The organism is Sphingopyxis macrogoltabida (genome assembly GCF_001307295.1).
Classification (GTDB): domain Bacteria; phylum Pseudomonadota; class Alphaproteobacteria; order Sphingomonadales; family Sphingomonadaceae; genus Sphingopyxis; species Sphingopyxis macrogoltabida_B.
Map to the genome: position 1 here is coordinate 3,487,198 of NZ_CP012700.1, position 23,443 is coordinate 3,510,640.

Annotated in this window: 20 protein-coding genes and 1 pseudogene; 12 read left to right on the forward strand and 9 right to left on the reverse strand. The window is 67.2% G+C overall.

Annotated features, from left to right (window positions below; all coding sequences use genetic code 11):
- Nucleotides 1-23: 23 nt before the first annotated feature.
- Nucleotides 24-944 carry a LysR substrate-binding domain-containing protein gene (locus AN936_RS16235; RefSeq protein WP_054589018.1) on the reverse strand — a complete coding sequence of 307 codons (921 nt, stop codon included), beginning with the start codon at nucleotides 942-944 and terminating at the stop codon, nucleotides 24-26.
- A gap of 105 nt (nucleotides 945-1,049) precedes the next feature.
- Between AN936_RS16235 and AN936_RS25105 the strand changes: the two genes are divergently transcribed.
- Nucleotides 1,050-1,202, forward strand: coding sequence for a hypothetical protein (locus AN936_RS25105; RefSeq protein WP_158500105.1), 153 nt, complete (start codon nucleotides 1,050-1,052; stop codon nucleotides 1,200-1,202).
- 353 nt (nucleotides 1,203-1,555) lie between these two features.
- A complete protein-coding gene (locus AN936_RS16240) occupies nucleotides 1,556-2,545 on the forward strand; it encodes a GGDEF domain-containing protein (RefSeq protein ID WP_054589019.1) in 990 nt (329 codons plus the stop codon).
- Between the two features lie 8 nt (nucleotides 2,546-2,553).
- Here the strand turns inward: AN936_RS16240 and AN936_RS16245 are convergent, their stop codons facing one another.
- The 4 genes and pseudogenes from AN936_RS16245 to ffh form a co-directional block, all read right to left on the reverse strand.
- Nucleotides 2,554-4,071 (reverse strand): serine hydrolase domain-containing protein, encoded by a 1,518-nt coding sequence (locus tag AN936_RS16245; protein ID WP_054589020.1) that lies wholly within the window; start codon nucleotides 4,069-4,071, stop codon nucleotides 2,554-2,556.
- Between the two features lie 58 nt (nucleotides 4,072-4,129).
- Nucleotides 4,130-4,624: a ribosome maturation factor RimM gene (gene rimM / locus AN936_RS16250; protein WP_054589021.1), complete on the reverse strand. Its 495-nt coding sequence runs from the start codon at nucleotides 4,622-4,624 to the stop codon at nucleotides 4,130-4,132.
- Between the two features lie 228 nt (nucleotides 4,625-4,852).
- Nucleotides 4,853-5,329: pseudogene (gene rpsP / locus AN936_RS16255) on the reverse strand (30S ribosomal protein S16); the annotation flags it as partial.
- 47 nt (nucleotides 5,330-5,376) lie between these two features.
- The gene (ffh, locus tag AN936_RS16260) at nucleotides 5,377-6,840 is read right to left on the reverse strand and encodes a signal recognition particle protein (RefSeq protein WP_054589023.1); all 1,464 of its coding nucleotides are present in this window, start codon (nucleotides 6,838-6,840) and stop codon (nucleotides 5,377-5,379) included.
- A gap of 251 nt (nucleotides 6,841-7,091) precedes the next feature.
- Between ffh and AN936_RS16265 the strand changes: the two genes are divergently transcribed.
- From AN936_RS16265 to AN936_RS16290, 6 genes are all read left to right on the forward strand, one after another.
- Nucleotides 7,092-8,723, forward strand: coding sequence for a putative bifunctional diguanylate cyclase/phosphodiesterase (locus AN936_RS16265; protein WP_054589024.1), 1,632 nt, complete (start codon nucleotides 7,092-7,094; stop codon nucleotides 8,721-8,723).
- Between the two features lie 140 nt (nucleotides 8,724-8,863).
- Entirely contained in the window at nucleotides 8,864-9,670 is an 807-nt protein-coding gene (dapF, locus tag AN936_RS16270) for a diaminopimelate epimerase (protein WP_054589025.1), read from the forward strand.
- A complete protein-coding gene (locus AN936_RS16275) occupies nucleotides 9,667-10,905 on the forward strand; it encodes a MiaB/RimO family radical SAM methylthiotransferase (RefSeq protein ID WP_054589026.1) in 1,239 nt (412 codons plus the stop codon). The genes dapF and AN936_RS16275 overlap by 4 nt, the downstream gene beginning before the upstream one ends.
- Nucleotides 10,902-11,828, forward strand: coding sequence for a signal recognition particle-docking protein FtsY (gene ftsY / locus AN936_RS16280; protein WP_054589027.1), 927 nt, complete (start codon nucleotides 10,902-10,904; stop codon nucleotides 11,826-11,828). Before AN936_RS16275 ends, ftsY begins: the two co-directional genes overlap by 4 nt.
- On the forward strand, nucleotides 11,825-12,499 hold the full coding sequence (locus tag AN936_RS16285) for an inner membrane-spanning protein YciB (RefSeq protein ID WP_054589028.1): 675 nt from the start codon (nucleotides 11,825-11,827) through the stop codon (nucleotides 12,497-12,499). Before ftsY ends, AN936_RS16285 begins: the two co-directional genes overlap by 4 nt.
- A gap of 79 nt (nucleotides 12,500-12,578) precedes the next feature.
- Nucleotides 12,579-13,151, forward strand: coding sequence for a urate hydroxylase PuuD (locus tag AN936_RS16290; protein WP_054589029.1), 573 nt, complete (start codon nucleotides 12,579-12,581; stop codon nucleotides 13,149-13,151).
- Between the two features lie 108 nt (nucleotides 13,152-13,259).
- Here AN936_RS16290 and AN936_RS16295 read toward each other — a convergent pair whose 3' ends face one another.
- The 4 genes from AN936_RS16295 to AN936_RS16310 are packed head-to-tail and all read right to left on the reverse strand — an operon-like array spanning nucleotide 13,260 to nucleotide 18,666.
- Nucleotides 13,260-13,808 (reverse strand): gamma carbonic anhydrase family protein, encoded by a 549-nt coding sequence (locus tag AN936_RS16295; RefSeq protein ID WP_054589030.1) that lies wholly within the window; start codon nucleotides 13,806-13,808, stop codon nucleotides 13,260-13,262.
- Nucleotides 13,805-16,066 carry a fused MFS/spermidine synthase gene (locus AN936_RS16300; RefSeq protein WP_054589031.1) on the reverse strand — a complete coding sequence of 754 codons (2,262 nt, stop codon included), beginning with the start codon at nucleotides 16,064-16,066 and terminating at the stop codon, nucleotides 13,805-13,807. The genes AN936_RS16295 and AN936_RS16300 overlap by 4 nt, the downstream gene beginning before the upstream one ends.
- Nucleotides 16,063-17,061 carry a porphobilinogen synthase gene (gene hemB / locus AN936_RS16305; protein ID WP_054589032.1) on the reverse strand — a complete coding sequence of 333 codons (999 nt, stop codon included), beginning with the start codon at nucleotides 17,059-17,061 and terminating at the stop codon, nucleotides 16,063-16,065. The genes AN936_RS16300 and hemB overlap by 4 nt, the downstream gene beginning before the upstream one ends.
- A gap of 60 nt (nucleotides 17,062-17,121) precedes the next feature.
- Nucleotides 17,122-18,666, reverse strand: coding sequence for a M23 family metallopeptidase (locus AN936_RS16310; RefSeq protein WP_054589033.1), 1,545 nt, complete (start codon nucleotides 18,664-18,666; stop codon nucleotides 17,122-17,124).
- 280 nt (nucleotides 18,667-18,946) lie between these two features.
- Here AN936_RS16310 and AN936_RS16315 point away from each other — a divergent pair, with 280 nt between their 5' ends.
- The 4 genes from AN936_RS16315 (at nucleotide 18,947) to AN936_RS16330 (ending at nucleotide 23,317) form a co-directional block, all read left to right on the forward strand.
- Nucleotides 18,947-21,721: a helicase-related protein gene (locus tag AN936_RS16315; RefSeq protein ID WP_054590353.1), complete on the forward strand. Its 2,775-nt coding sequence runs from the start codon at nucleotides 18,947-18,949 to the stop codon at nucleotides 21,719-21,721.
- The gene (locus AN936_RS16320; RefSeq protein ID WP_054589034.1) at nucleotides 21,721-22,080 is read left to right on the forward strand and encodes an RNA-binding S4 domain-containing protein; all 360 of its coding nucleotides are present in this window, start codon (nucleotides 21,721-21,723) and stop codon (nucleotides 22,078-22,080) included. The genes AN936_RS16315 and AN936_RS16320 overlap by 1 nt, the downstream gene beginning before the upstream one ends.
- 111 nt (nucleotides 22,081-22,191) lie before the next feature.
- A complete protein-coding gene (gene fdxA, locus AN936_RS16325; RefSeq protein WP_054589035.1) occupies nucleotides 22,192-22,530 on the forward strand; it encodes a ferredoxin FdxA in 339 nt (112 codons plus the stop codon).
- 136 nt (nucleotides 22,531-22,666) lie between these two features.
- Nucleotides 22,667-23,317, forward strand: a complete 651-nt coding sequence (locus AN936_RS16330; protein WP_054589036.1) for an ATP-dependent Clp protease proteolytic subunit — start codon at nucleotides 22,667-22,669, stop codon at nucleotides 23,315-23,317.
- Nucleotides 23,318-23,443 lie beyond the last annotated feature (126 nt).

Below are 23,443 nucleotides of genomic sequence, written 5' to 3' on the forward strand. Positions count from 1 at the left end.
TGTATATACATCCTGCCGGAGGGTCAAGACAGCGGCCGCCATAGCGCCTCGGGCAGCAAGTGGCGATCCTTCGCCAATTCGGCGCGCAGCCATTCGCGGAAGCGTTCGATCTTGCGCACCCCGACGCGGTTTTCGCGGTGGACGAGATAATGGGCGGTCCCCGGCTCGTAGAGTGTCGCGAACGGCTGGACGAGCCGCCCGGCATCGAGTTCGGCGCGCCACAGCAGCGGCGTCATCATCGCGATGCCAAAGCCCGCCTGCACCGCGCTCGCTTCCTGAAGCTGGCTGTCGAGTTCGACGCCGCTGCGCTGCGGCGGCGGCACCGCATCGACGCCGGCGGCGGCGAGCCAGCCGGCCCACCACAGATCATTGGGCGCCAGCCGTTCGACGCGCAGCAGGTCTTCGGGCCGTTCGATGCGGTTGGCGTCGCGAAAGGCCGGTGCGCAGATCGGTGTGACATGGCTGCGATAGAGGAAGTCGGCCCGCAGCCCGGGCCACGGCCCGCGGCCGACGCGGATCGCGACGTCGACGTTGGTCGCGTCGAAATCGACGAGGTCGTTGTTCATCGACATGCGCACCGCAAGATCGGGATAGGCGAGCTGGAAAGCGCCGATGCGCGCGCTAAGCCAGGTACCGCCGAAGGTCGCCATCGCGCTGATCGTCAATACATCGGCCTCGTCGCTGTCGAGCGCGGCGAAAGCGTCGCCCATCGCGGTAAAGGCGTTGTTGACCGCCGGGAGCAGCCGCAGCCCGGTCTCCGACAGGCGCACCCGCCCCTTTTCGCGCACGAACAGCGCCCGGCCGAGCCGGTCTTCCAATTGGCGGACCTGATAGCTTACCGCCGCCTGCGTCATCCCCAGCTCTTCGGCGGCGCGCGAGAAATTCTGTAGGCGCCCTGCCGCCTCGAAGGTCCTTATCGCGGCAAGGGGCGGCAGTTTGGGCATCGCAATCTCTATAAGCTGTCCTTATGATATGGTCCACGCCTTTTGTTGGCGCGCGGCGCGGCAAAGGCGCATCTGGCAATCATTCGATCGCCAGGAGACAAGATCATGAAGGACGAACTTTGGATGCGGAGCTGGAACGAAGGCCATCCCCAGTTCAGCGCCGACCTGCATCGCGGCCTTATGCGGTTGCGGACGGCATTCCGGCGGCTGGGCGAATGGGCCGCGCTGCCCCGCGCGCGGCGGCGCTCGCGTGTATGACGCAGGAAGCGGCGGGCGCTATTCCGCCCGCCGTTAACCAAAAATCAGCGGCTAAGAGCTTAGCATCCCCTCGACCAAATCCGGGGGGAATTGATGAGGCGATGGGCGCGAGCGGCGGCTGCGGGCGTGGTGCTTTGGGGCACTACGGTTCCGGCGCGTGCGCAATCCTCGTTTGCCGACGCAACTACCATGAACTGGGACGGCGCGCTAACCGGCATGTTCCTGGGGCTGCTGCTTTTCTCGCTCGCCTATAACGCCGCCTTCTTCGCGCTGCTGCGCGAACGCTTCCTGATCTGGCAAAGCGCGCGCACGCTCAGCTATTTCGCCCCGCCATCGGCCTGTCGCCGCTGGCGATGGGACCGGCGCTGGCACCCGACAGCTTTGCGCGCCAAATATGGATTTGCGTGCTGTTCGACCTTGGCGTCGTCTTTTCGGGGCCCTTCCTGCGCGCCTATCTCGAGCCCGGAACGGTGCACAAGCGCCTCTATCCGCTGCTCGGCTGGCCGCCCTTCCTGATCCTCCTCACGACGCCAGCGGCGCTGATGGCCGGCCCGCCGCTCTATTTCGCATTGCGCAGCGTGGTGCTGCTCGCAATGCTCGCGCTCTGCATCGCCACGGTCGTGATCGCGATTGCCCGGGGCAGCCGCACGGCGCGCTATCAGGCTGCGGCGTGGAGCGGGATCGTCGCGGTCTATGGCGTCAGCCTGTTCCACGACATCGTCCTGCACACGCCGTTCGAGCTGTTCCTGTTCGCGCTGTTTCCGGCGCTCGGGCTCGAGGTGATGCTGACCGCATTCGGCATCCTCGACCGGCTGGTGCGGCTGCGGCAGGAGCGGCAGGAAGCGCGCGCGCAGGCCGAGGCGATGCGCGTCATCGCGCACACCGACCCGCTCACCGGCCTACCCAACCGCCGCGCGATCGAGGCGAGCTTCAACGACGAGCCCCCGGTGGCGATCGCCATCGTCGACCTCGACCATTTCAAGGCGATCAACGACCATCACGGCCACGATGCCGGCGACCGGGTGATCTTCGCCGCCGGGGTCGCGCTGGGGTCGGGAAGCGCGCTCGCCGCGAGGATCGGCGGCGAGGAATTTGCGCTGCTGTTCCGCTGCGAAGCGGGCGAGGTTGCGGGCGAGGCCGAGCGACTGCGCCAGCGCGTCGGCGCCTATATCGCGCAGATGGTGCCGTCGCTGAAGCGGCCGGTGACCGCGAGCATGGGGCTGGTCCATATCAGCCGCGACACAAGCTTTGGCGCGGCGATGAAATCGGCCGACATCAATCTTTATGCCGCAAAGGAAAGCGGCCGCGACCGGGTGGTGTTCATCGAAGCCGCCGCGGCCTAGATTATAATTCAGGGCTGTTCGGGCGGCACGACGCGGAGACGCAGCGCCTGCAGCGTTGCGGGCGTGGTTGGGGCGAGCAGCAGCATGCCGTCGAGCTTGCCCTTGTCGCAGTTCAGGCGAAAGGCCGTCGACATCGCCCCCATCGGCGCGAGCGGCTCGGCGGCGGGACATTCGCCGACTTCGGTTTTCAGCCGCGCAAACTCGGCGGTCCAGTTTTCGGCCGAACGATCGAGCAGGAAATTCATCGCCAGCTTGCCGTCGAGCGGCGCGAGATTGCCCGCGGCATAAGCGCCGCGCGCCGCAGCGACCATGTCGGCCACCGCCGGGGAGACGGGCACCGCGCGGTCGGGAAGCAATCCCGCCTGCTCCATCAGCACCGCGGTATCCCATGCCGGCGCCGACGGCCCCGCATAGGTGCGGTTCGATAGTGCGAAGACGCCGACGCCATGGTCGGGCATCAGCATTACATGGCTGCCATAGCCCGGATAGCCGCCGCCGTGCGCCATGGTGAGGCCGAGGTCGCAGTCCTGTGCGACGCGCCAGCCCATGCCATAAGCGGCGGCCTGTTTGCAGGCGGTCGGACCGCTCGCCCCGAGGCGGTTCGTGACCGACACGAAGTTGAGGCCCTGCGCCATTTCGCGCACCGTCGCGCGCCTGACCGGGCCGGTGTCGGCGTCGTCGCGCGCCGGCCAGGCCGCGAGCAGGAAGGCGACCCATTTGGCATAGTCGCTGGCGCTGACCTGCAGCCCGCCCATGGCGTTGAAGGCGCCGTCGGCCATCTCGGGCTCGGCGGTCCATCGCTCATTTTCCCAGCGATAGCCGAGCGCATAACGCGCCTTCGGCGCCCCCGGCGCATCGAAGCCGCTGCTCGTCATGCCGAGCGGGGTCAGGATCGTCTGCCGGACATAATCGGTATAGGCCATGCCCGACGCCCTGCCGACGATGCGGCCGAGCAGGGCATAGCCGAAGTTCGAATATTCATGTTGGCTCTGCGGTACGCGGCTGAACGGCACGCCCGCAGCGATCAGTTTCGTAAATTCTTCCTGCGGCAGCACCTGTTGCCGATCGCCCCACGGATCGTCGGTGACGAAACCGCCGACATGCTGGAGCAGGTCGCGGATCCGGATGCGCGGGCTGTCCGCCGTCGGATAGGTCCAGCTCTTCATCTCGGGCACATATTGCTCGGCAAGGTCGTCGAGGCGGAGCTTGCCGTCGTCGCGCAGCTTGAGGATCGACAGCGCGGTAAACGCCTTGGTCATCGACGCGATGCGGAACAGGCTGTCGGGAGTGACGGGACGCTTGTCGGCGATATTCTGGACGCCGACGCCCTTTACATAGGCGAGCTTGCCATCCTTGACGATGCCATAGACCATGCCGGGAATATGCTGTTCGGCCTGATATCTGGCGAAGAGCGCGTCAATTTCGGGAGCGAGCTGATCGAGGGTTTTGGGAGCGGGCTCCCGTGCCGTCGCAGGCGCGGCGGCGCCGAGTATGAGAGCCAAAGCGAAACCCGATTTCCAGCGCATGACAATCTCCCCGGCCATTTACGACGGGGCTATCAGAATGGCGGGTAAGGACAATCGGCTATTCGACGAATGCCGCGTTCACGGTCACGCCGTCTTCGCTCCACGCGGACACTGCCTGGACGTTCATCGGCACCATGAAGCGCTTGCCGTCGGGCTTCTCGATTTCGAGGATGTCGCCGGCGCCGAAATTCTCGACCGCGGCGACATGGCCGATCACGTTCCCGTCGGTCGACACGCACGGCAGGCCGATCAGGTCGTGGTGATAATATTCGCCCGGCCCAAGCGGCGGCAACGCCGAGCGCGGCACGGTGAGCACGGTTCCGCGCAGCGCCTCGGCGGCGCTACGGTCGGTCACTTCGGCGAAGGTCGCGACGGCGCCCTGATTGGCGGGACGCACCGATTTGAGCGTGAGCCTACGCTCGCCTGCATTCAAAACGGAAAAAGCGCGGAGAGCTTCCGCGCCTTCGCCGAACAATTTGAGACGCACCTCGCCCCGCACCCCGTGCGCGCCGGCGATGGCGGCAAGGGTGACGGGGCGATGGGCGTCGGCCAAGGCTTAGCCTTCGGCCTTTTCTTCGCCGGCTTCGGCGGCAGGCGCTTCCTCGGCAGCCGCTTCTTCGGCGGCCGGAGCAGCCGGGGCTTCTTCGGCCGGGCCGCCTTCGGCAGCCTGTTCGGCCATCGCGGTCGCGTCGTCGGCGGTTGCGTCGGCCGGGGTTTCGTCGGCGACGGCTTCGGCGACGGCTTCGGAGGTCGCTTCGCTCTTCACCGAACCGGTTGCATCCGATTCAGCGGCTTCGGGAGCGGCAGCCTCTTCAGCGGCGGGGGCTTCAGCAGCGGCTTCTTCGGCCGGAGCGGCCTCTTCAGCGGCCTCGGGTTCTGGGGCCGGAGCGGCGGCAGCAGCGGCTGCGGCTTCTTCGGCGTCAGCCAGCTTCTGGGCCTTTTCTTCGGCGCGTTCCTTGGCCTTTTCACCCGGGACCGCCTTGTTGGGGTTGTTGCGGGCAGCGCGTTCCTTGATGCCGGCGGCGTCGAGGAAACGGGCAACGCGGTCACTCGGCTGGGCGCCGACGCTCAGCCAGTGCGCGGCGCGTTCGCCGTCGAGCTTGACGCGCTCCGGATTGTCCTTGGCGAGCAGCGGGTTGTAGCTGCCGATGCGCTCGATGAAGCGGCCGTCGCGCGGGCTGCGCGAGTCGGCGACGACGATCTTGTAATAGGGGCGCTTTTTCGAACCGCCGCGCGAAAGGCGAATGGAGGTAGCCATGATGTAAGTCCTTCTTTCTAATTCAAATTCAAAGTCGGTTGATCGGGTTATTTCTTCTTATTCATCAGATTGGCGAGTTCGGACGGGATCGCCCCGCCGCCGAGGCCAGGGAGGCCGCCGAGGCCACCGCCCCCACCGCCCATTCCGCCGCCGCCCATGCCGGGAATGCCGCCGCCCTTGCCGAACAGCGCGCCGAGCCCCTTGAGGCCGCCCATCTTGCGGATCTTCTTCATCGCGGTGGACATTTCCTGATGCATTTTCAGCACCCGGTTCACCTGCTGCACATTGGTGCCCGAACCGTTGGCGATGCGGATCTTGCGCTTCGCGGTGATGATCTCGGGCTTCGCGCGCTCCTTGGGGGTCATCGACCCCATGATCGCGTCGAAATGCACCAGCATCTTGTCGTCGGTGCCGCTCTGCGCCATCGCCGCCTGCGCCTTCTTCATCCCGGGGATCATCCCGGCAAGCGCACCGAGGCCGCCCATGCGGCGCATCTGGTTGAGCTGCGTGCGCAGGTCGTTGAGGTCGAACTGGCCCTTGGCCAGCTTCGCGGCCATCGCCTCGGCCTCTTCGGCCTGGATCGTCTCGGCGGCGCGCTCGACGAGGCTGACGACGTCGCCCATGCCGAGGATGCGACCCGCGATGCGCGAGGGCTGGAAAAGTTCGAGCCCGTCGAGCTTTTCGCCCGTACCCGCGAACTTGATCGGCTTGCCGGTGACCGCGCGCATCGAGAGCGCGGCACCGCCGCGCGCATCGCCATCCATACGGGTGAGCACCACGCCGGTCAGCGGCACCTGGTCGGTGAAGCGCTGCGCGACCTGCACCGCATCCTGCCCGGTCAGGCTGTCGACGACGAGCAAGGTTTCGGCAGGGTTCGCGGTGCGCGACACCGCCTGCATTTCGTCCATCAGCTGCTGGTCGACGTGGAGGCGGCCCGCGGTGTCGAGCATCAGCACGTCATAGCCCTGAAGCTTCGCGGCCTGCATCGCGCGCTGCGCGATTTCGACCGGCTGCTGCCCCGCAACGATCGGAAGCGTCGCGACGTCGATCTGGCTGCCGAGAACCGCCAACTGCTCCTGCGCCGCCGGGCGGTTGACGTCGAGCGACGCCATCAGCACCTTCTTGCGCTCTTTTTCCTTGAGCCGCTTCGCGATCTTCGCGGTGGTGGTGGTCTTACCCGAGCCCTGCAGACCAACCATCATGATGACGGCGGGAGGGGCGACATTCAGATCGAGCTCGGCGGTTTCGGACCCGAGCATTTCGGTCAGCGCATCGCTGACGATCTTGACCACCTGCTGTCCCGGGGTCACCGAGCGCAGAACATTCTGGCCGATTGCGAGTTCGGTGACCTGATCGACGAAGCTGCGCACGACGGGCAGCGCGACGTCGGCCTCGAGCAGGGCGATTCGCACTTCGCGCATCGCGGCGCGCACGTCGGCCTCGGTCAGCGCGCCGCGGCCGCGGAGCTTCCCGAAAACATCGCCAAGCCGATTGCTCAGACTGTCGAACATACGCCTCAAATCCTTCGTTTCGAGGCCCGCAACGCAAAAGACGCCGGTGAGCGAAACCTCGCCAACCAGCGGCTATCCGTGGACAGACTTTCCGTCGCGGACATCGATATGTCCGTGCGCAAGATGCGCGCGAACGCGGCGGCCAATACACATTTACGCGCAGGCTGGCAAGCGAGCGCCGCCGCACTCCGTTTAACGCAAATTTCACCGCTTCGGGTCCAGAACGGCGCGCGGGTGGTGGGGAAATATCTATGACAGCGATGCCAAGACCAAGGGACCGCAGCGAAGGCGCCAAACGCGACATCGTCGCGGGCGGCATCGTCGTCGCCGCCATCCTGCTGTTCGTCGGCACCGGCAGCAACGTGATGCAATCGGTGATCCGGTCGCTGATCGGCATCGGCGGCGGCCCCGACAATGTGCTGACCGCGACGCTCGTGCTCAACATCGCGCTGATCCTGTTCGGCTGGCGCCGTTACGAGGATCTCAATCGCGAAATCGTCGAACGCACCGAGGCCGAACAGCGCGCGCGCTATCTGGCCGACACCGACCCGCTGACGGGTTTCCTGAACCGCCGCGCGCTGATGGCGAACGGGCAGCAGTTGATCGTCGATGCGGCGCTGGAAAAGCGGCAGGTCGCCCTGTTCCTGCTCGATCTCGATCATTTCAAGACGGTCAACGACATCCACGGCCACGCAGCGGGTGACCGGGTGCTGCAGGTCGCGGCCGAGCGCATCACCGCGGTGCTGCCGCCGAGCGCGACCAAGGCACGGCTCGGCGGCGACGAATTCGTCGCGATGCTGCCGTTCGAACCTGCGGCGCGCGATCATATCGAAGCGCTCGCGGCGCAGCTTATCGCCGCGCTCGAGGAACCGATCTTTCACGGCGCGCAGCAGATTCGCACCGGCGCTTCGCTCGGCGTCGCGCTGGCGAGCGAGGCGGGGATCACGATGGAAACGATCGTGCGCCAAGCCGACATCGCCATGTATCATTGCAAGGACGAGGGGCGGAACCGCTTCTGCTGGTTCGAGCCGGGCATGGAAATGGCGGTGCAGGTCCGCAACCAGATCGAAACCGGGATTCGCACCGGCATGCCGCGCGGCGAATTCGTCCCCCATTTCGAGCCGCAGGTCGACATCGCGAGCGGTCGCCTGCTCGGTTTCGAGATGCTGATGCGCTGGGAATCGCCCGAATATGGCATGATCCCGCCCGAACGCTTCATTCCGGTAGCCGAGGAAAGCGGGCTGATCGGCGAATTGTCGTTACAGGTCATCGGCCGTGCGATGGAAATCGCCAAGGGCTGGGACCCGTCGATCATGCTCGCGGTCAATATCTCGCCGCAGCAGCTCAAGGATCCGTGGTTCAGCCAGAAGCTCACCAAGCTGCTCGTCGAAACGGGCTTCCCGGCCAGCCAGCTCGAGGTCGAGATCACCGAAAGCTCGCTGTTCGAAAATCTGCCGCTCGTCCGCTCGATCGTCACCAGCCTGAAGAATCAGGGCGTGTCGCTGAGTCTCGACGATTTCGGCACCGGCTACAGCTCGCTGTCGCACCTCCGCGCGCTGCCCTTCGACCGGATCAAGATCGACCGCAGCTTCATCGCCGCGATGCGCGGCAGCCCCGACGCGCAGGCGATCGTCGTCGCGATCGTCCGGCTGGGCGAAAGCCTGTCGATGCCGATCACGGCCGAGGGGGTCGAGGATGAAGCGACCGCGATCGAACTGACGCGGCTCGGCTGCGCCAAGGGTCAGGGCTGGTATTACGGGCGCGCGGCTTCCGCCACCGACACCGCCGCCCTGCTCGCCGAACGCGGGCTGCTGCGCGCGCCGGTGGTGCCCAAGGCCGCGCCGCCGGCCGGCGATGAGTCTCCGCTGCGCAAGAGCGCGTAATCATATCTTCGTCATCCCGGCGAAGGCCGGGATCTCGACCTATCGACATGACGCACCGGCGAGACCCCGGCCTTCGCCGGGGTGACGGAACATGAGGCACGTCGCTAGACTTCCCGCCCCCGCGCTCCTAAATGCGGCCCATGGCGGATCGCTTCACCAAGATGCATGGCCTCGGCAACGACTTCGTCGTCATCGACGCGCGCGAGCAGAGCGTCGAGATGACGCCGGCGCGGGCGCATGCGATCGCCGACCGGCGCCATGGCATCGGCTGCGACCAGCTCATCCTGCTCGAACCATCGAGCAAGGCCGACGTCCGCATGCGCATTTTCAACGCCGACGGCGGCGAGGTCGAGGCGTGCGGCAATGCGACGCGCTGTGTCGCGACGCTGATCGGCCAGCCCGCGGTGATCGAAACGCTCGGCGGCATGCTCCGCGTGACGCCCGCCGACGGCGGTGCCGAGGTCGTGCTGGGCGAACCGCAGTTCGACTGGGAGCATATCCCGCTCGCCATGCCGATGGACACGCGCGACATGCCCGTCGCGTGGGACGAGCTGGAGCATGGCGCGGCGGTCAATGTCGGCAATCCGCACATCGTCTTCTTCGTCCCCGAAGCCGATGCGGTGGCGCTCGACGAGCTAGGCCCGCGGATCGAGACTGATCCGCTGTTCCCCGAACGCGTCAACGTCAATGTCGCGAGCCTCGACGGACCCGATTGCCTGCAACTGCGGGTCTGGGAACGCGGCGTCGGCCTGACCCAGGCGTGCGGCACCGGCGCCTGTGCGACCGCCGTCGCGGCAATCCGCGCCGGTATCGTCCAGTCGCCCGTGACCGTATCGCTGCCCGGCGGCGACCTTGTCATCCGTTGGGCGCCGGGCGAGCCGATCGTGATGAGCGGCGCCGCGACGCGCGTGTTCGAGGGCGAGACCGACTGGGCGCAGTTCGGATGAGCATCGAGGTTTTGGACGGCGGGCTTGACGTCGTCAATTTCGGGTGCCGGCTCAATATCGCCGAGGGCGAGGCGGTACGCGCCGCGGCGAGAGCGGCGGGCGCGAAGGACGCGATCATCTTCAACAGCTGCGCGGTGACCGACGAGGCAGTGCGGCAGGCGCGGCAGGCGGTGCGCCGCGCGCTCCGCGAACGGCCCGGCGCCGACGTTGTGGTGACCGGCTGCGCGGCAGAGCTCGAAGCCGGAAGTTTCGCGGCGATGGGCGCGCGGGTCGTGCGCAACGACGCGAAGGGGCGCGCCGAAAGCTATGGTGGCGTGGCCGTCACGCCCGGCAGGCTCGCTTACGCCCCTGCCCTCTCGGGCGCCGATCACGCGCGGGCCTTCCTTGGCGTGCAGACCGGCTGTTCGCATAGCTGCACCTTTTGCGCGACGGTGCTGGCGCGCGGGACGGCACGGTCGGCGAGTGCCGATGCGGTGATCGCCGCCGCGCGCACCGCGCTCGACCGCGGCCAGCGCGAGATCATCCTGACCGGTGTCGACCTGGCGAGCTACGGCGACGACAGCGAAACGACATTGGCGGCGCTGGTCGAGGCGTTGCTGGCATTGCCGGTCGAACGCCTTCGCCTTTCGTCGCTCGACCCGGACCGGATCGACGACCGCCTGTTCGCGCTGTTGACCCAGGAAAAGCGCGTGATGCCGCATGTCCATCTGTCGCTGCAGGCCGGCGACGACATGGTGCTGACGCGCATGAAGCGCCGCCACCGCCGCGCCGATGCCGTCCGGCTGGTCGAGCGGCTGAAGGCCGCGCGCGCCGACATCGCCATCGGTGCCGACCTGATCGCCGGTTTCCCGACCGAGGATGCGGCGATGTTCGCGAACTCGCTGGCGCTGATCGACGATTGCGACATCGTCTTCGGCCATATCTTTCCCTACAGCCCGCGCGCCGGCACCCCCGCCGCGCGGATGCCGCAAGTCGGTCGCGCGATGGCGCGCCAGCGTGCCGCGGCGCTGCGCGAGGCCAACGGCCGCCGCCGCCACCGCTGGCTCGACGCGCAGATCGACCGCACCGCATCGATGCTCGTCGAGCGCGACGGGGTGACCGGCCATGCGGAAAATTTCGTTGCCATCAGCCTCGCCGCCCCCGCGGCGCCGGGCACCATCAACGACGTGCGGATGACCGCGCGCGACGGAGACCGCATGATCGCCACCACCATCGAACGGGATATCGCAGCATGAGCGGGCCGAGCTGGAGCGAACGGCTGCTCGGCGGCCTCAAGCGCACATCGGAACGGCTCGGCGAGAATCTGTCGGGGCTGACTGGCAAGTCGCGGCTCGACGACGACGATCTCGACCGGATCGAGGAAGCGCTGATCACCGCCGACCTCGGTCCCGCGATGGCGGCGCGTATCCGCGACCGCCTGTCCGAACGCCGCGACGTCGCCGCCAACGGCACCGAGGAATTGCGCAAGGTCGTCGCCGAAGAGATCGCCGCGGTGCTGCGCCCCGTCGCCGAGCCGCTGGAGATCGATGCCTTCCCGCGGCCGCAGGTCATCCTCGTGATCGGGGTCAACGGATCGGGCAAGACGACCACCATCGCCAAGCTGGCGCACCTGTTCCAGGAACAGGATTATGGCGTCATGCTGGTCGCAGGCGACACCTTCCGCGCCGCCGCGATCGGGCAATTGAAGGTCTGGGCCGAGCGGCTGGGCGTACCGATCATGGCGGGGCCCGAAGGCGGCGACAGCGCGGGCATCGTCTTCGACGCGGTCAAGCAGGCGACCGCGACCGGCATTGACGTGCTGATCGTCGACACCGCCGGGCGCCTGCAGAACAAGCGCGAGCTGATGGACGAGCTCGCCAAGATCAAGCGCGTGCTCGGCCGCCTCAACCCCGCCGCGCCGCACGACGTCGTGCTGGTGCTCGACGCGACGACCGGCCAGAATGCCCTGTCGCAGATCGACGTGTTCCGCGAGGTCGCCGGGGTCACCGGGCTCGTCATGACCAAGCTCGACGGCACCGCGCGCGGCGGCGTGCTGGTCGCCGCCGCCGAACGCCACGGCCTCCCCATCCACGCGATCGGTATCGGCGAGACGATGGGCGACCTCCGCCCCTTCGACGCCGACGAGATCGCGGGCATCATTGCAGGAAATATAAGATGAGCGACGTGCTTCCCGGCGGCCCCGAGGCCGCGCCGGCGCCGCCGCCCGCCAAACATGGCTGGCTGAATTTCGCGATCGATTTCGGGCCTTTGCTCGTTTTCTTCCTGACCTATAAATTCTCCTCGGGCGGGACCGGCGCCTTTGCCGCGACGACCGGCGCGATCAAGGGCACCGTCGCCTTCATGGTTGCGATCGTCATCGCAATGGCGGTGTCGAAGTGGAAGCTCGGCAAGATTTCACCGATGCTGTGGATGTCGGGCGTGCTCGTCATCGGCTTCGGCGCGCTGACCATCTGGTTCCACGACGAACGCTTCATCGTCATGAAGCCGACGATCATCTACGCCGCCTTTGCGGCGCTGTTGCTCGGCGGATACTGGTTCGGCAAACCGATGCTCAAATATCTGCTGCAATCTGCGCTCGACGGGGTCACCGAGCAGGGCTGGCTGCTGCTGTCGCGCAACTGGGGCCTGTTCTTCGCCGCGCTCGGTATCGCCAACCATGTGATGTACGAGCTGATCGAGGCGAAGCGGATGAGCTTCGACCTGTGGCTGACGATCAAGGTCTGGGGGGTCACCGCCCTCTCCTTCCTCTTCACGCTGAGCCAGCTTCCCGTCATGCTGAAGTACGGGCTGGCGGTTCCCGACGAAACGGCGCTCGACAAGCAAGCTTGAGCCCATCCCCCGTCGCTGGCATAGCAATGCCGAGGGCACCGGGTCGCGCCGCGCCCCATAACAAGCGAGGGGGAATGCCATGGACAAGTTTTTCGGGAATCTTCACGCCGTGCTCGGAGCGGGCCTCGTGCTCGCGATCATCCTGATGCTGGGGCTCAACGGCCAGAATTTCGAGGATGGCGTCGCCGCGGGCAATGCGATCATGCGCTGGCTCCACACCTTCTTCGGCATTTTGTGGATCGGCCTGCTTTATTATTTCAACTTCGTCCAGATTCCGACGATGCCGAAAATCCCGGCCGAGCTGAAACCCGCCGTGGGCAAGCATATCGCGCCAGCCGCGCTGTTCTGGTTCCGCTGGGCGGCGCTGATCACCGTACTGCTGGGCCTCGCGATCGCCGGCCACGCCAAATATCTGGGGCCCGCGCTGGGGCTGCAGGATCCGTACAAGCTGATCGGCGTCGGCATGTGGCTGGGGCTGATCATGGCGTTCAACGTCTGGTTCGTGATCTGGCCGAACCAGAAAAAGGCGCTGGGGATCGTCGAGGCCGACGATGCCACGAAAGCCAAGGCCGCGAAGACCGCGATGATCTTTTCGCGGACCAACACCTTGCTGTCGATCCCGATGCTCTATGCGATGGTGAACTTCAGCTGATGAGTCCCCCTCCCGCTTGCGGGAGGGGCTAGGGGAGGGCATGTCGAGAGCCGGGCTTGTACTGAGACAGGCCCTCCCCCGACCCCTCCCGCAAGCGGGAGGGGAGAGTTAGCCCTCCACCGCCGCCTTGTGCATGCGGCCGTTCATCACATAATGCGCGACGCCCATCTGCATGCCCGCCGCCTGCGCGTCGCCGATCTCGCGCACGCGGCGCGCCGGCGAGCCGGCCCAAAGCTCGCGATCGGGGATTTCCTTGTTCTCGGTGAGCAGCGCGCCCGCCGCGAGCATCGCATCGCTGCCGATGCGGCAGCCGTTCATCACCGTCGCCTTCAAACCGACGAACGCCCGGTCCGCCAGCGTGCAGCCATGCACCATCGCGAGATGGCCGATCAGCACATCCTCGCCGATGATCGTCGGAAAGCCTTCGGGTCGGTGCGGCATCGGGCCGTCGCAATGGACGACGCTGCCGTCCTGGATGTTCGAACGGGCGCCGACGACGATATGGCTGACATCGGCGCGCAGGACGCAATTATACCAGATGCTGACATCGGGTCCGATCGTCACGTCGCCGATGATCCGGCATCCCGGTGCAACGAAGGCGCTCGGGTCGATCTGCGGCGTCTTGCCGTTGACGCTGATGATGCTGATGTCGTTCATTCGCGGCCTCCTACGAGATGTTTCCAGAGCAGGATCGGCAGCGTGGAGGCGTAATCGTCGGTCCAGCGGGTGAAATGCGGACGCGCGGCAAGCGGCACCCACGCGCCGTTGTCGAAGCGGTCCTTGCGAAGCTTTATACCGCCCGTCAATTCCCGCATACGTGCGGGCGTGGCGGTCAGCGCCACCCAGTTCGACCCGGTGAGATCGCCGAAATCGTCGCCCATCGGTCCCGGATCCATCCGGATCGCCGCCGTCCAGCCGCGCGCCTTCGCCTCGGCCGCAAGCACCGGTTCGAGGTCGAAGAAGCGGTTCGAGATGTGGACCAGCAATATGCCGTCGGGCTTCAGCGCCCGCGCGTAGATGCCGATCGCTTCCTCGGTCAGCAGATGCAGCGGGATCGCGTCGGAAGAAAAGGCGTCGATGACGAGGACATCGAACTTGCCCGCCGGCTGTTTGGCGATTTGCAGGCGCGCGTCGCCGATGACCACCGGGGTGTCGCCCGCACAATCCGACAGGAAGGTGAATTTGGCGGGATCGCGCGCTATATCGACCATCACCGGATCGATCTCGAAAATCGTCCATTGCTGTCCCGGCTGGCGGTAGCAGGCGAGCGTCCCCGCCCCCAGCCCGACGATGCCGACCGCCGCATCGGGTCCGGCGAGCGCCTCTGCCTTGTCGAGCGTCAGCCCGACCCCCGACTGGTGCCCGTAATAGGTCGTCGGTTCGAGCCGTCCCCCCGTATCGGTGCGCTGCAGCCCATGCAGCGTCGTGCCATGGGCGAGGCGGCGCTGGTGACGATAGCCGTCGTCGGTGACGGTATAGACGCCGAAATAGCTGCGCACGCGCATCCCCGTGAAGCTTTCCTCCATCGTGTCCCAGCCGCCGACTCCGACCATCAGCAACGCGAGCGCGGCGACATAGGCCCAGCGCCAGCCGATCACGAGCAGGCCGATGACGAAGATGGCGAGACCCCAGATCGCCGTCGCCCCGGCAAGCGACCCCGTCCAGCCGCCGACCATTTGCCAGCAGGCAAAAGCGGCGAACCCGACGAGCAGCGCCGCGACGGCGCGCGCTTTCGCCGCCGACAGCTTCAGCCACTGGTCCCACGGCAGCAGCGCGGGCAGCGGTAGCAGCGCCGCGGCGGCGAGGACGAGTAGCGGATGTTCATAAACCCAGTCGAAGAGGAGCGGTGCGAACAGCGCCGCGAACAGCCCGCCGAGCACCCCACCCGCCGACATGATGAGATAAAAGAGCGTCAGATGCTGCGCTGCGGGGCGGAGGTGATAGAGATAGCCGTGCAACGCCACCGCGACGACGAACAGCATCCCGAGGCTGGCGAGCGCGACCATCATCGACCCGCCGCCCGAACTCAACAGCGCGAGTCCGCCGACCGAAAGCAGGACCGCGGGCGCGGTGAAGGTGATGATCTGCGTCAGCCGCGTCGCGGTCGAAAAGGCGATCACGAAACTGAGCAGATAGAGGCCGAGCGGCAATACCCACAGCAACGGCATCGCGACGATGTCGGTGGTGAGGTGCGTCGTCGTCGACAGCATCAGCCCCGACGGCACCGCCGCGATCAGCAGCCAGTGAAGCTGGCGCCGCAGCGCGGGGCGCGGCTCTTCGTCCGGTGCCGCCCCTTCGTCATGCACCGTGCCGCGCTGCCAGCGCGCGGCCGCGCTCGCCGCGATGAGCAGCACGAGCAGCGCATAACCCGCGGTCCAGCCCCAGCTTTGCGCCGCGAGCGGCAGGCTCGGCTCGACGAGCGCCGGATAGCTGAGCAGCCCGGCAAAACTGCCAAGGTTCGATGCGGCGTAGAGATAATAGGGGTCGCCCGCGCGCGCGTCGGCGGCGAACCAGCGTTGCATCAGCGGCGCCTGCGCCGAGACCACGAAGAAGACGGGGCCGATCGACGCGAGCAGCAGCAGCGGCACCCACAGCACTTCCTGTCCGGGCGCGGGCGGCGCAATCGCCGCGATGCCGATGGGAAGCCATAGCGCGGCGACGAGAAACAGCCCGAGATGGATCGTCGCCTGCCGCCGGAGCGTGAACCGTCCGAGCCAGTGCGCATAGGCATAGCCGCCGAGCAACAGCGCCTGATAGACGAGCATCGCGCTGTTCCACACCGCCGGTGCGCCGCCCAATTTGGGCAGCACCATCCGCGCCACCATCGGCTGGACGAGAAAGAGCAGGAAACTGCCGACGAGGATCGTCAGCACGAACAGCCAGCGGCGCGGCGATGCGGGTGCGGAAAGGGTCACGCGGTCAGCAGCCGGGCGGCATGGAGCGCATGATAGCTGAGCACGCCCGACGCGCCGGCGCGCCGGAAGGCGAGCAGCGTTTCGAGGACGAGCGCGTCACGGTCGCCCGCGCCGGCAGCCGCCGCGGCCTCGATCATCGCATATTCGCCCGACACCTGATAGGCGTAGACGGGCACCGCAAAATTGTCCTTCACCGCGCGCACGATGTCGAGATAGGGCAATCCCGGTTTGACCATCACGCTGTCCGCCCCCTCGGCAAGATCCTGCGCGACTTCACGCAGCGCCTCCTCGCTGTTCGCGGGGTCCATCTGATAGGTCTTCTTGTCGCCCTTCAGCAGCCCGCGCGATCCGACCGCGTCGCGGAACGGGCCGTAGAAGGCCGAGGCATATTTGGCGGCATAGCTCATGATCTGGACGTGGCCAAAGCCTTCGGCTTCCAGCGCCTGCCGGATCGCACCGATACGGCCGTCCATCATGTCGGAGGGCGCGATGATATCGGCCCCCGCGCGCGCCTGATTGAGCGCCTGTCCCACCAGCGCCTCGACCGTTTCGTCGTTGAGCACATAGCCCGCATCGTCGATCAGCCCGTCCTGCCCGTGGCTCGTATAGGGATCGAGCGCCACGTCGGTGAGCACGCCGATATCGTCGCCGAGCGCCTGCTTGATCGCCGCGACCGCGCGGCACATCAGATTGTCGGGACTGAGCGCCTCGGCGCCGTCCGCGCTGCGCCGGTCCGCCTGCGTATAGGGGAACAGCGCGAGGCAGGGGATGCCCGTCGCGACCGCGTCGCGGGCCCGTTCGACGAGCAGGTCGACCGACCAGCGCGACACGCCGGGCAGGCTGCCGATCGGCTCCTCGGTACCCGACCCGTCGCAGACGAACAGCGGCCAGATGAGGTTGCTCGGCGAAAGCTGCGTCTCGCGCACCATCGCGCGGCTCCAGCCGGTGCGGCGGGTACGGCGGAGGCGGAGGTCGGGGAAAGCGGCTTGGGTCATGCGGCGTGCATAGCGGCGCCGCGCTGCCGGGCAAATGGATATTGCCACTTTTATGTGGGACTAGATCCCGTCGCCGGCGCGCTTCGAGGCGACATCGGCGAGTGAGCCCAGCTTCGGTCCTTCGGCCTGCTTCGCCGCAATCGGGGTGAGTGCGGCGCCGGGCGCGACCGCGGTCAGGGTGCGGATGCGGGCGCGGAAGTCGGCGAGCGCCTTGCCCTCGAGCAGCGCGCGCGTGACGAAGGTCACCGACGCCGGGTTCACCGCATGGCCGTTGCGGTAGAGTTCATAGTGGAGGTGAGGGCCGGTCGAGAGGCCGGTAGAGCCGATATAGCCGATCACCTGCCCGCGATTGACGCGCTGGCCGGGACGGACCGCGATGCGGCTCATATGGCCATAGCCGGTGCCGAGCCCATTCCCGTGGTTGAGCTTTACATAATTGCCGAAACCGCCGGTGCGCCCCGCGACCGTGACGATGCCGTCGGTCACCGCATAGATGGGCGCGCCATAGCCGCCGCCGAAATCCATCCCGCTGTGCATGCGCCGATAACCGAGGATCGGATGGCGCCGCATTCCGAAGGTCGAGGTGACGCGGCCGTTGGTCGGGCGCGCCATGCCGCCGCGCTGTTCGCCGACGCCCGACGCTTCATACCACTGACTGCGCCCGTCGACGGTCCATTCGAGCATCGACAGCTTCGGCTTGCCGCCGCGGATCAGTCCCGCATAGAGCAGCTTGCCGGTCTCGCTTTCGCCCGTCTCGGCGCGGCGGTGGTCGACGATGATGTCATATTCGTCGCTGGAACGGATATCGCTGCCGACCGAAATCTGTTTGCCGATGACGCGCAGATAGGCTTGGATCGCCTCGGGCGGCGCCCCCGCAGCGCGCGCCGAGCGATAGAGGCTGTCGCCGACGCGGCCGCGGATGCGCAGCGGCGTCGCGTCGACCGCGATCGGGATGCGGCGCATGACGAGCCGGCCGTCGATACGTTCCATCTCGATGCGGAGGTCGAACCGCGCGCGCATTGCCAGCGCTTCGACCGGCCGCGGCATGGTGCGCGCGGCGCGGCGGCCGAGGATCAGGTCGATCCGCGTGCCCGGCGCGATATCGGCGAGCGGCACCGCGCCCGCGACCTGGCTCGCGAGCGCCTGTGCCTCGCTGCCGCCGACGCCCGAGCGTTCGAGCAGGCGCGCAAAGCTGTCGCCGCTGCCGAGGGTGGCGGTGAGTTCGATCTGCGGCCGTTCGGGGGTCTGAGTCAGCGGGCGCACCGCATCGGTCGCCGCCATATGCCGTCCGGTATCGCCGCCGAGCGCGAGCGGGACGATCATCTGCGCGCGCGCCTCGTTGAAATCGGCGGCGTCGAGCGCAGGCGTGCCCGCGGTCTGGAGCGGCTGGATGCCGGGGAAGGTCGCGATCGCGGTCCCGCAGAGCAGGGTTAATGTCGCAAGACCGCGCCACCATTCGGCCGAACCGATATTGTCGCCAAGATCGGGAACCAGGTCGAGCTGCGCCAGCCGATCGCGCCACGTCGCATGCGGTTCGGCCTCGGCGGGCGCCCGGCGCAGCGAAACCGCCTGCGACATGGTGAGCGCAGCCGCGTTGCCGGACATCCCCGCAATGGGTTCGTGACGCTGGAACAAAGTTTTGCAACCCCCGCTCGCCGGCATTGCCCCCCGAAAAGGCGCCGTCGATGATGTTTCCGTGCCAATGTCTGTAAACAAAGGGCGTTAAAGTCAATTTAATGGACGGTTCGCCGATTTGGCTTGCGGCGGGCCGTGGCGTGACCGCGTTATGGCGTGAGCGAGCGAAGAAAATGGCGGCCCGGCCCCCGCTTCCATCGATCGCCTGTTGCGCGCGGACGCGCCGCATGCCAGCGTGAGAATCAAGACAATGACGTCATCCTCTTCCCACCCGGTCAAGGCTGTCCTTGGCCCCACCAACACCGGCAAAACCCATTTGGCGGTCGAGCGTCTGACCGCCCGGTCGAGCGGCATGATCGGCTTTCCGCTGCGCCTGCTCGCGCGCGAAGTTTACGACCGCGTCGTCGCCATCAAGGGCGCGTCACAAGTCGCCCTCATCACCGGCGAAGAGCGGATCATGCCGCCCGAAGCACGCTATCTGCTCGGCACGATGGAGGCGCTGCCGGTCGAGCGCGACGTCGCCTTTGTGGGCATCGACGAGGCGCAGCTCGGCGCCGATCCCGAACGCGGCCATGTCTTCACTGACCGGCTGCTCCGCGCCCGCGGCCGCGAGGAAACGATGATCCTCGGTTCGGCGAGCATCAAGGGGCTGGTCAAAGGGCTCGTCCCCGAGGCCGAAATCATCACCCGCCCGCGCTTCTCGACGCTGAGCTATGCCGGATCGTCGAAGCTGTCGCGGCTGCCCAAGCGATCGGCCATCGTCGCTTTTTCAGCCGAAGAGGTTTACGCGATCGCCGAAATGTTGCGCCGGTTCTCGGGCGGCGCGGCGGTGGTCATGGGGGCATTGAGCCCGCGGACGCGCAATGCCCAGGTGGCGATGTTCGAGGCGGGCGAGGTCGATTATCTCGTCGCGACCGATGCGATCGGCATGGGGCTGAACCTCGACGTCCAGCATGTCGCCTTCGCGAGCCTCCAGAAATTCGACGGGCGGCGGCTGCGGCGGCTGACGATCGCCGAAATGGCGCAGATCGCCGGCCGCGCCGGGCGCCACCAGCAGGACGGCAGCTTCGGCACCATTGGCCTACCGCAGGGCGGTTTCACGCCCGAGGAAATCGCCGCGATCGAAGGACATCATTTCCCGCCGCTCGCCAGCCTGTTCTGGCGCGAACCCAATCCCGGCTTCGGCTCGCTCGAACAATTGCTCGCCGACCTCGCACGGCCGCCGTCGGACCCGTTGCTGCGCGCCGCGCCCGAAGCGGTCGACGTCGCGGTACTCAAGCATCTGGCAGGCGACATGGAAGTGCGCGCGCGCGGCGGCGATTTCGACGCCGTCCAGCGCCTGTGGGACGTCTGCGGCCTCCCCGATTTCGAACAGCTCGGCGCCGAGCATCACAGCCGCACGGTGTTCAAGCTTTGGCAGTGGCGGATGCAGGGCGACGGGATGATCGACCCCGACTGGTTCGCCCGCCGCCTTGCACGGCTCGACGATGTCGAGGGCGACATCGACCAACTCGCGAGCCGCATCGCCGCGGTGCGCACGCTGTGCTTCATCGCGCAGCGCGGCGACTGGCTCGCCGGTGCCGCCGGCTGGACCGAACAGACGCAATTGCTCGAATCGCGATTGTCCGACGCGCTGCACGCCGCGCTGGCCCAGCGCTTCGTCGACCGCCGCCTTGCCTTGCTGCTTCGCGACGCGGGGCAGCGGAACGCCGCCTTGCCGGTTGCGGTCGGCCCCGACGGCACCGTCGCGGTCGAAGGCGAAGCGATCGGGACGCTGAAAGGCTTTCAGTTCAAAGTCGACCCGGTGGCGCGGGCAAGCGACCACAAGATGCTGCTGGCCGCAGCCGAGAAACATCTGCGCGCCGAGCTCGCGCGGCGCGCGACGGCACTGGCCGAGGGCGAGGACGGTGCGCTGGCGCTCGTCGCCGAACCCGGTACGGCGCCGCGCCTTGCCTGGCACGGCCATGTCGTCGCGTCGCTCGCCAAGGGGCCGACACTGGTGCAGCCGTCGATCCAGATCGAGCCCGCGCTTCGTCGGCTCGAACCCGCGCAGGTGCAGGCGATCGTCGAGCGGCTCCAGAAATATGTCGCGCAGCAGCTCGCGCGCCACGCGGGACCGCTCGCCGCGATGGGCGCCGCCGCGGGCGACCTGTTCACCCCGCCGCGCGTGCGCGCGTTGCTCGCGGCGATGACCGACGGCAGCGGGCTGATCACCCGCGCCGCGGTCGACGAACAACTCGCGGCGATCAGCGCCGACGAGCGGCCGCAGCTTCGCAAGCTCGGGCTGACCATCGGCTCGCTCGACATCTTCCACCCGCAATTGCTGAAGCCCGAAGCGGTGCGCTGGCGCGCCGCGCTGATCGCCGCGCAGCAGGGCACGCCGGTCCCCGCGCTGCCCCCGCACGGCGCGGTCTGGCAAAAGGATGGCGCGGCCACCGGGCTCGGCATCGCGGGTTTTCGCCGTTGCGGCACCGGGTGGCTGCGCATCGACATGGCCGAACGCCTCGCGCGTCAGGCTCACGCCGCGCGACTGCAGGCGGCCGCGCCCCCGACCGCGCCGATAGCCGGGGGCAGCGAAGAGCATGGCGAGGATCACCATGGCGAGGATGCCGGGGAAAGCGCGTCGACCGTCGTGGCGCCCGGCTTTGCGATCGACGCCGCGCTGGCGACCTCGCTCGGTCTCGACGGCGAAGCGCGGCGCGCACTCCTGCAAAGCGTCGGCTTCCGCCCGATCGGCGACCCGGCGCTCGAACGCTGGCGCTGGTCGGGGCTGAAAAGTGCCGACAAGCGCGCGCGCGGCAAGCATCGTCCGTCGCGGCACAAGGGCGGTGCGCCCGCACGCACCGGCAATGAGGCCCCGCGTCCACCTGTCAAGCATGGCAAGGGATCGCGGCCGCAACCCGGCAAACCGCCGAAAAACGGTCACCGGCCGCCGCAGGGCAGCCAGCCTCAGCGCCGTGGCCCCTCGCCGAACAGCCCGTTCGCGGGGCTTGCCGCGCTCCTCGCCGGCGCGCGCGAGGATTGATGGCGAGTCCGGGCGCCGCGGGCAGCATCCGGCTCGACAAGCTGCTCTGGTACCTGCGCTTCGCGCGTTCGCGCAGCCTTGCGCAGGCGATCGTCGCGGCGGGGCATATCCGGCTCGACGGCCGGCGGGTCACGCGCTCGTCGTGCGCGGTCCATGTCGGCCAGACGCTCGTCCTGCCGGTCGGCGAGCGGATCGAGGTGATCCGGCTGCTGTCGCTGCCCACCCGCCGCGGTCCGGCGAGCGAGGCGCAGGCCTGCTATCGCAAGCTCGACGCCGACACCCCGGCAGCTGCCACTCCGGCTATCAGCGACGATGGAAATACTGTCCTCGCAAACCGCTCCGGCAGCCCTATCGAGTGAGAGTGATTCGCAACTGTCGCTTAGCGTTGACGCGCCGCACTCGCGCGGCATAGAGGCAGCCGATATGAGAGCCTGACGGCCCGATTGCCGTCATCTGAGGGAGCCGAACCCATGACCTATGTCGTCACCGATGCCTGCGTCCGTTGCAAATATATGGACTGCGTCGAGGTCTGTCCGGTCGACTGTTTCTATGAGGGCGAGAATATGCTCGTCATCAATCCCAACGAGTGCATCGACTGCGGCGTGTGCGAACCCGAATGCCCCGCCGAGGCAATCCTGCCGGACACCGAAAGCGGCCTCGAAAAATGGCTGGAAGTGAACACCAAGTTCAGCGCCGAATGGCCGAACATCACGGTCAAGAAAGACAGCCCGGCGGACGCCGACGAGTTCAAGGGCGTCGATGACAAGTTCGACAAATATTTCTCGCCCGAACCGGGCGAAGGCGACTGACCAACACCAGGGCGGGAGTTTCCCGCCCTTTTTTTGCCCCCTTGAAACCGTCCGGCTTGGCGCCGATGTAGGATGGCGGAGGGGCAGCCCGCCGGTCCTCGGCAGGGCAACCCGAACAACGAAGGACGAATTCCCAATGATCGACCCGCTCGCCGCCCTTGTTCCCGTCGTCGTCGAACAGACGAGCCGCGGCGAACGCAGCTTCGACATTTTCTCCCGCCTGCTGCGCGAACGGATCATCTTCGTCACCGGCGAAGTCGAAGACAATATGGCGTCGCTGATCACGGCGCAGCTCCTGTTCCTCGAATCGGAAAATCCGAAGAAGGACATCTTCATGTACATCAACTCGCCGGGCGGGGTTGTGACGGCGGGCATGGCGATCCACGACACGATGCAATATATCCGGCCGCGCGTTGGCACCTTCTGCATCGGTCAGGCGGCGTCGATGGGCAGCTTCCTGCTCGCGGCGGGCGAGCCCGGCATGCGCGTCGCGCTGCCCAACGCCCGCGTCATGATCCACCAGCCCTCGGGCGGTGCACGCGGCATGGCGTCGGATATCGAGATCCAGGCGCGCGAAATCCTGCGCATCCGCAAGCGGATGAACGACCTTTACGTCAAATATACCGGCAAGCCGCTGAAAGAGATCGAGAAGGCGATGGACCGCGACACCTTCCTCGAAGCCGAGGAAGCCAAGGAATTCGGCCTCGTCGATCACGTCTTCGGCTCGCGCCCGGCCGCCGATGGCGAGACCGGCGCCGCGACCCAGAGCGAGGGCCCGACGCCCTGATTCGTGTCGGGATTTGGGCCTTTCGTCACCCCGGACTTGATCCGGGGTCCATTCCGGCGGCGACGTAACGGATGCCGGATCAAGTCCGGCATGACGATGGAGTCACGCCCCGGTAACTGCATTTCT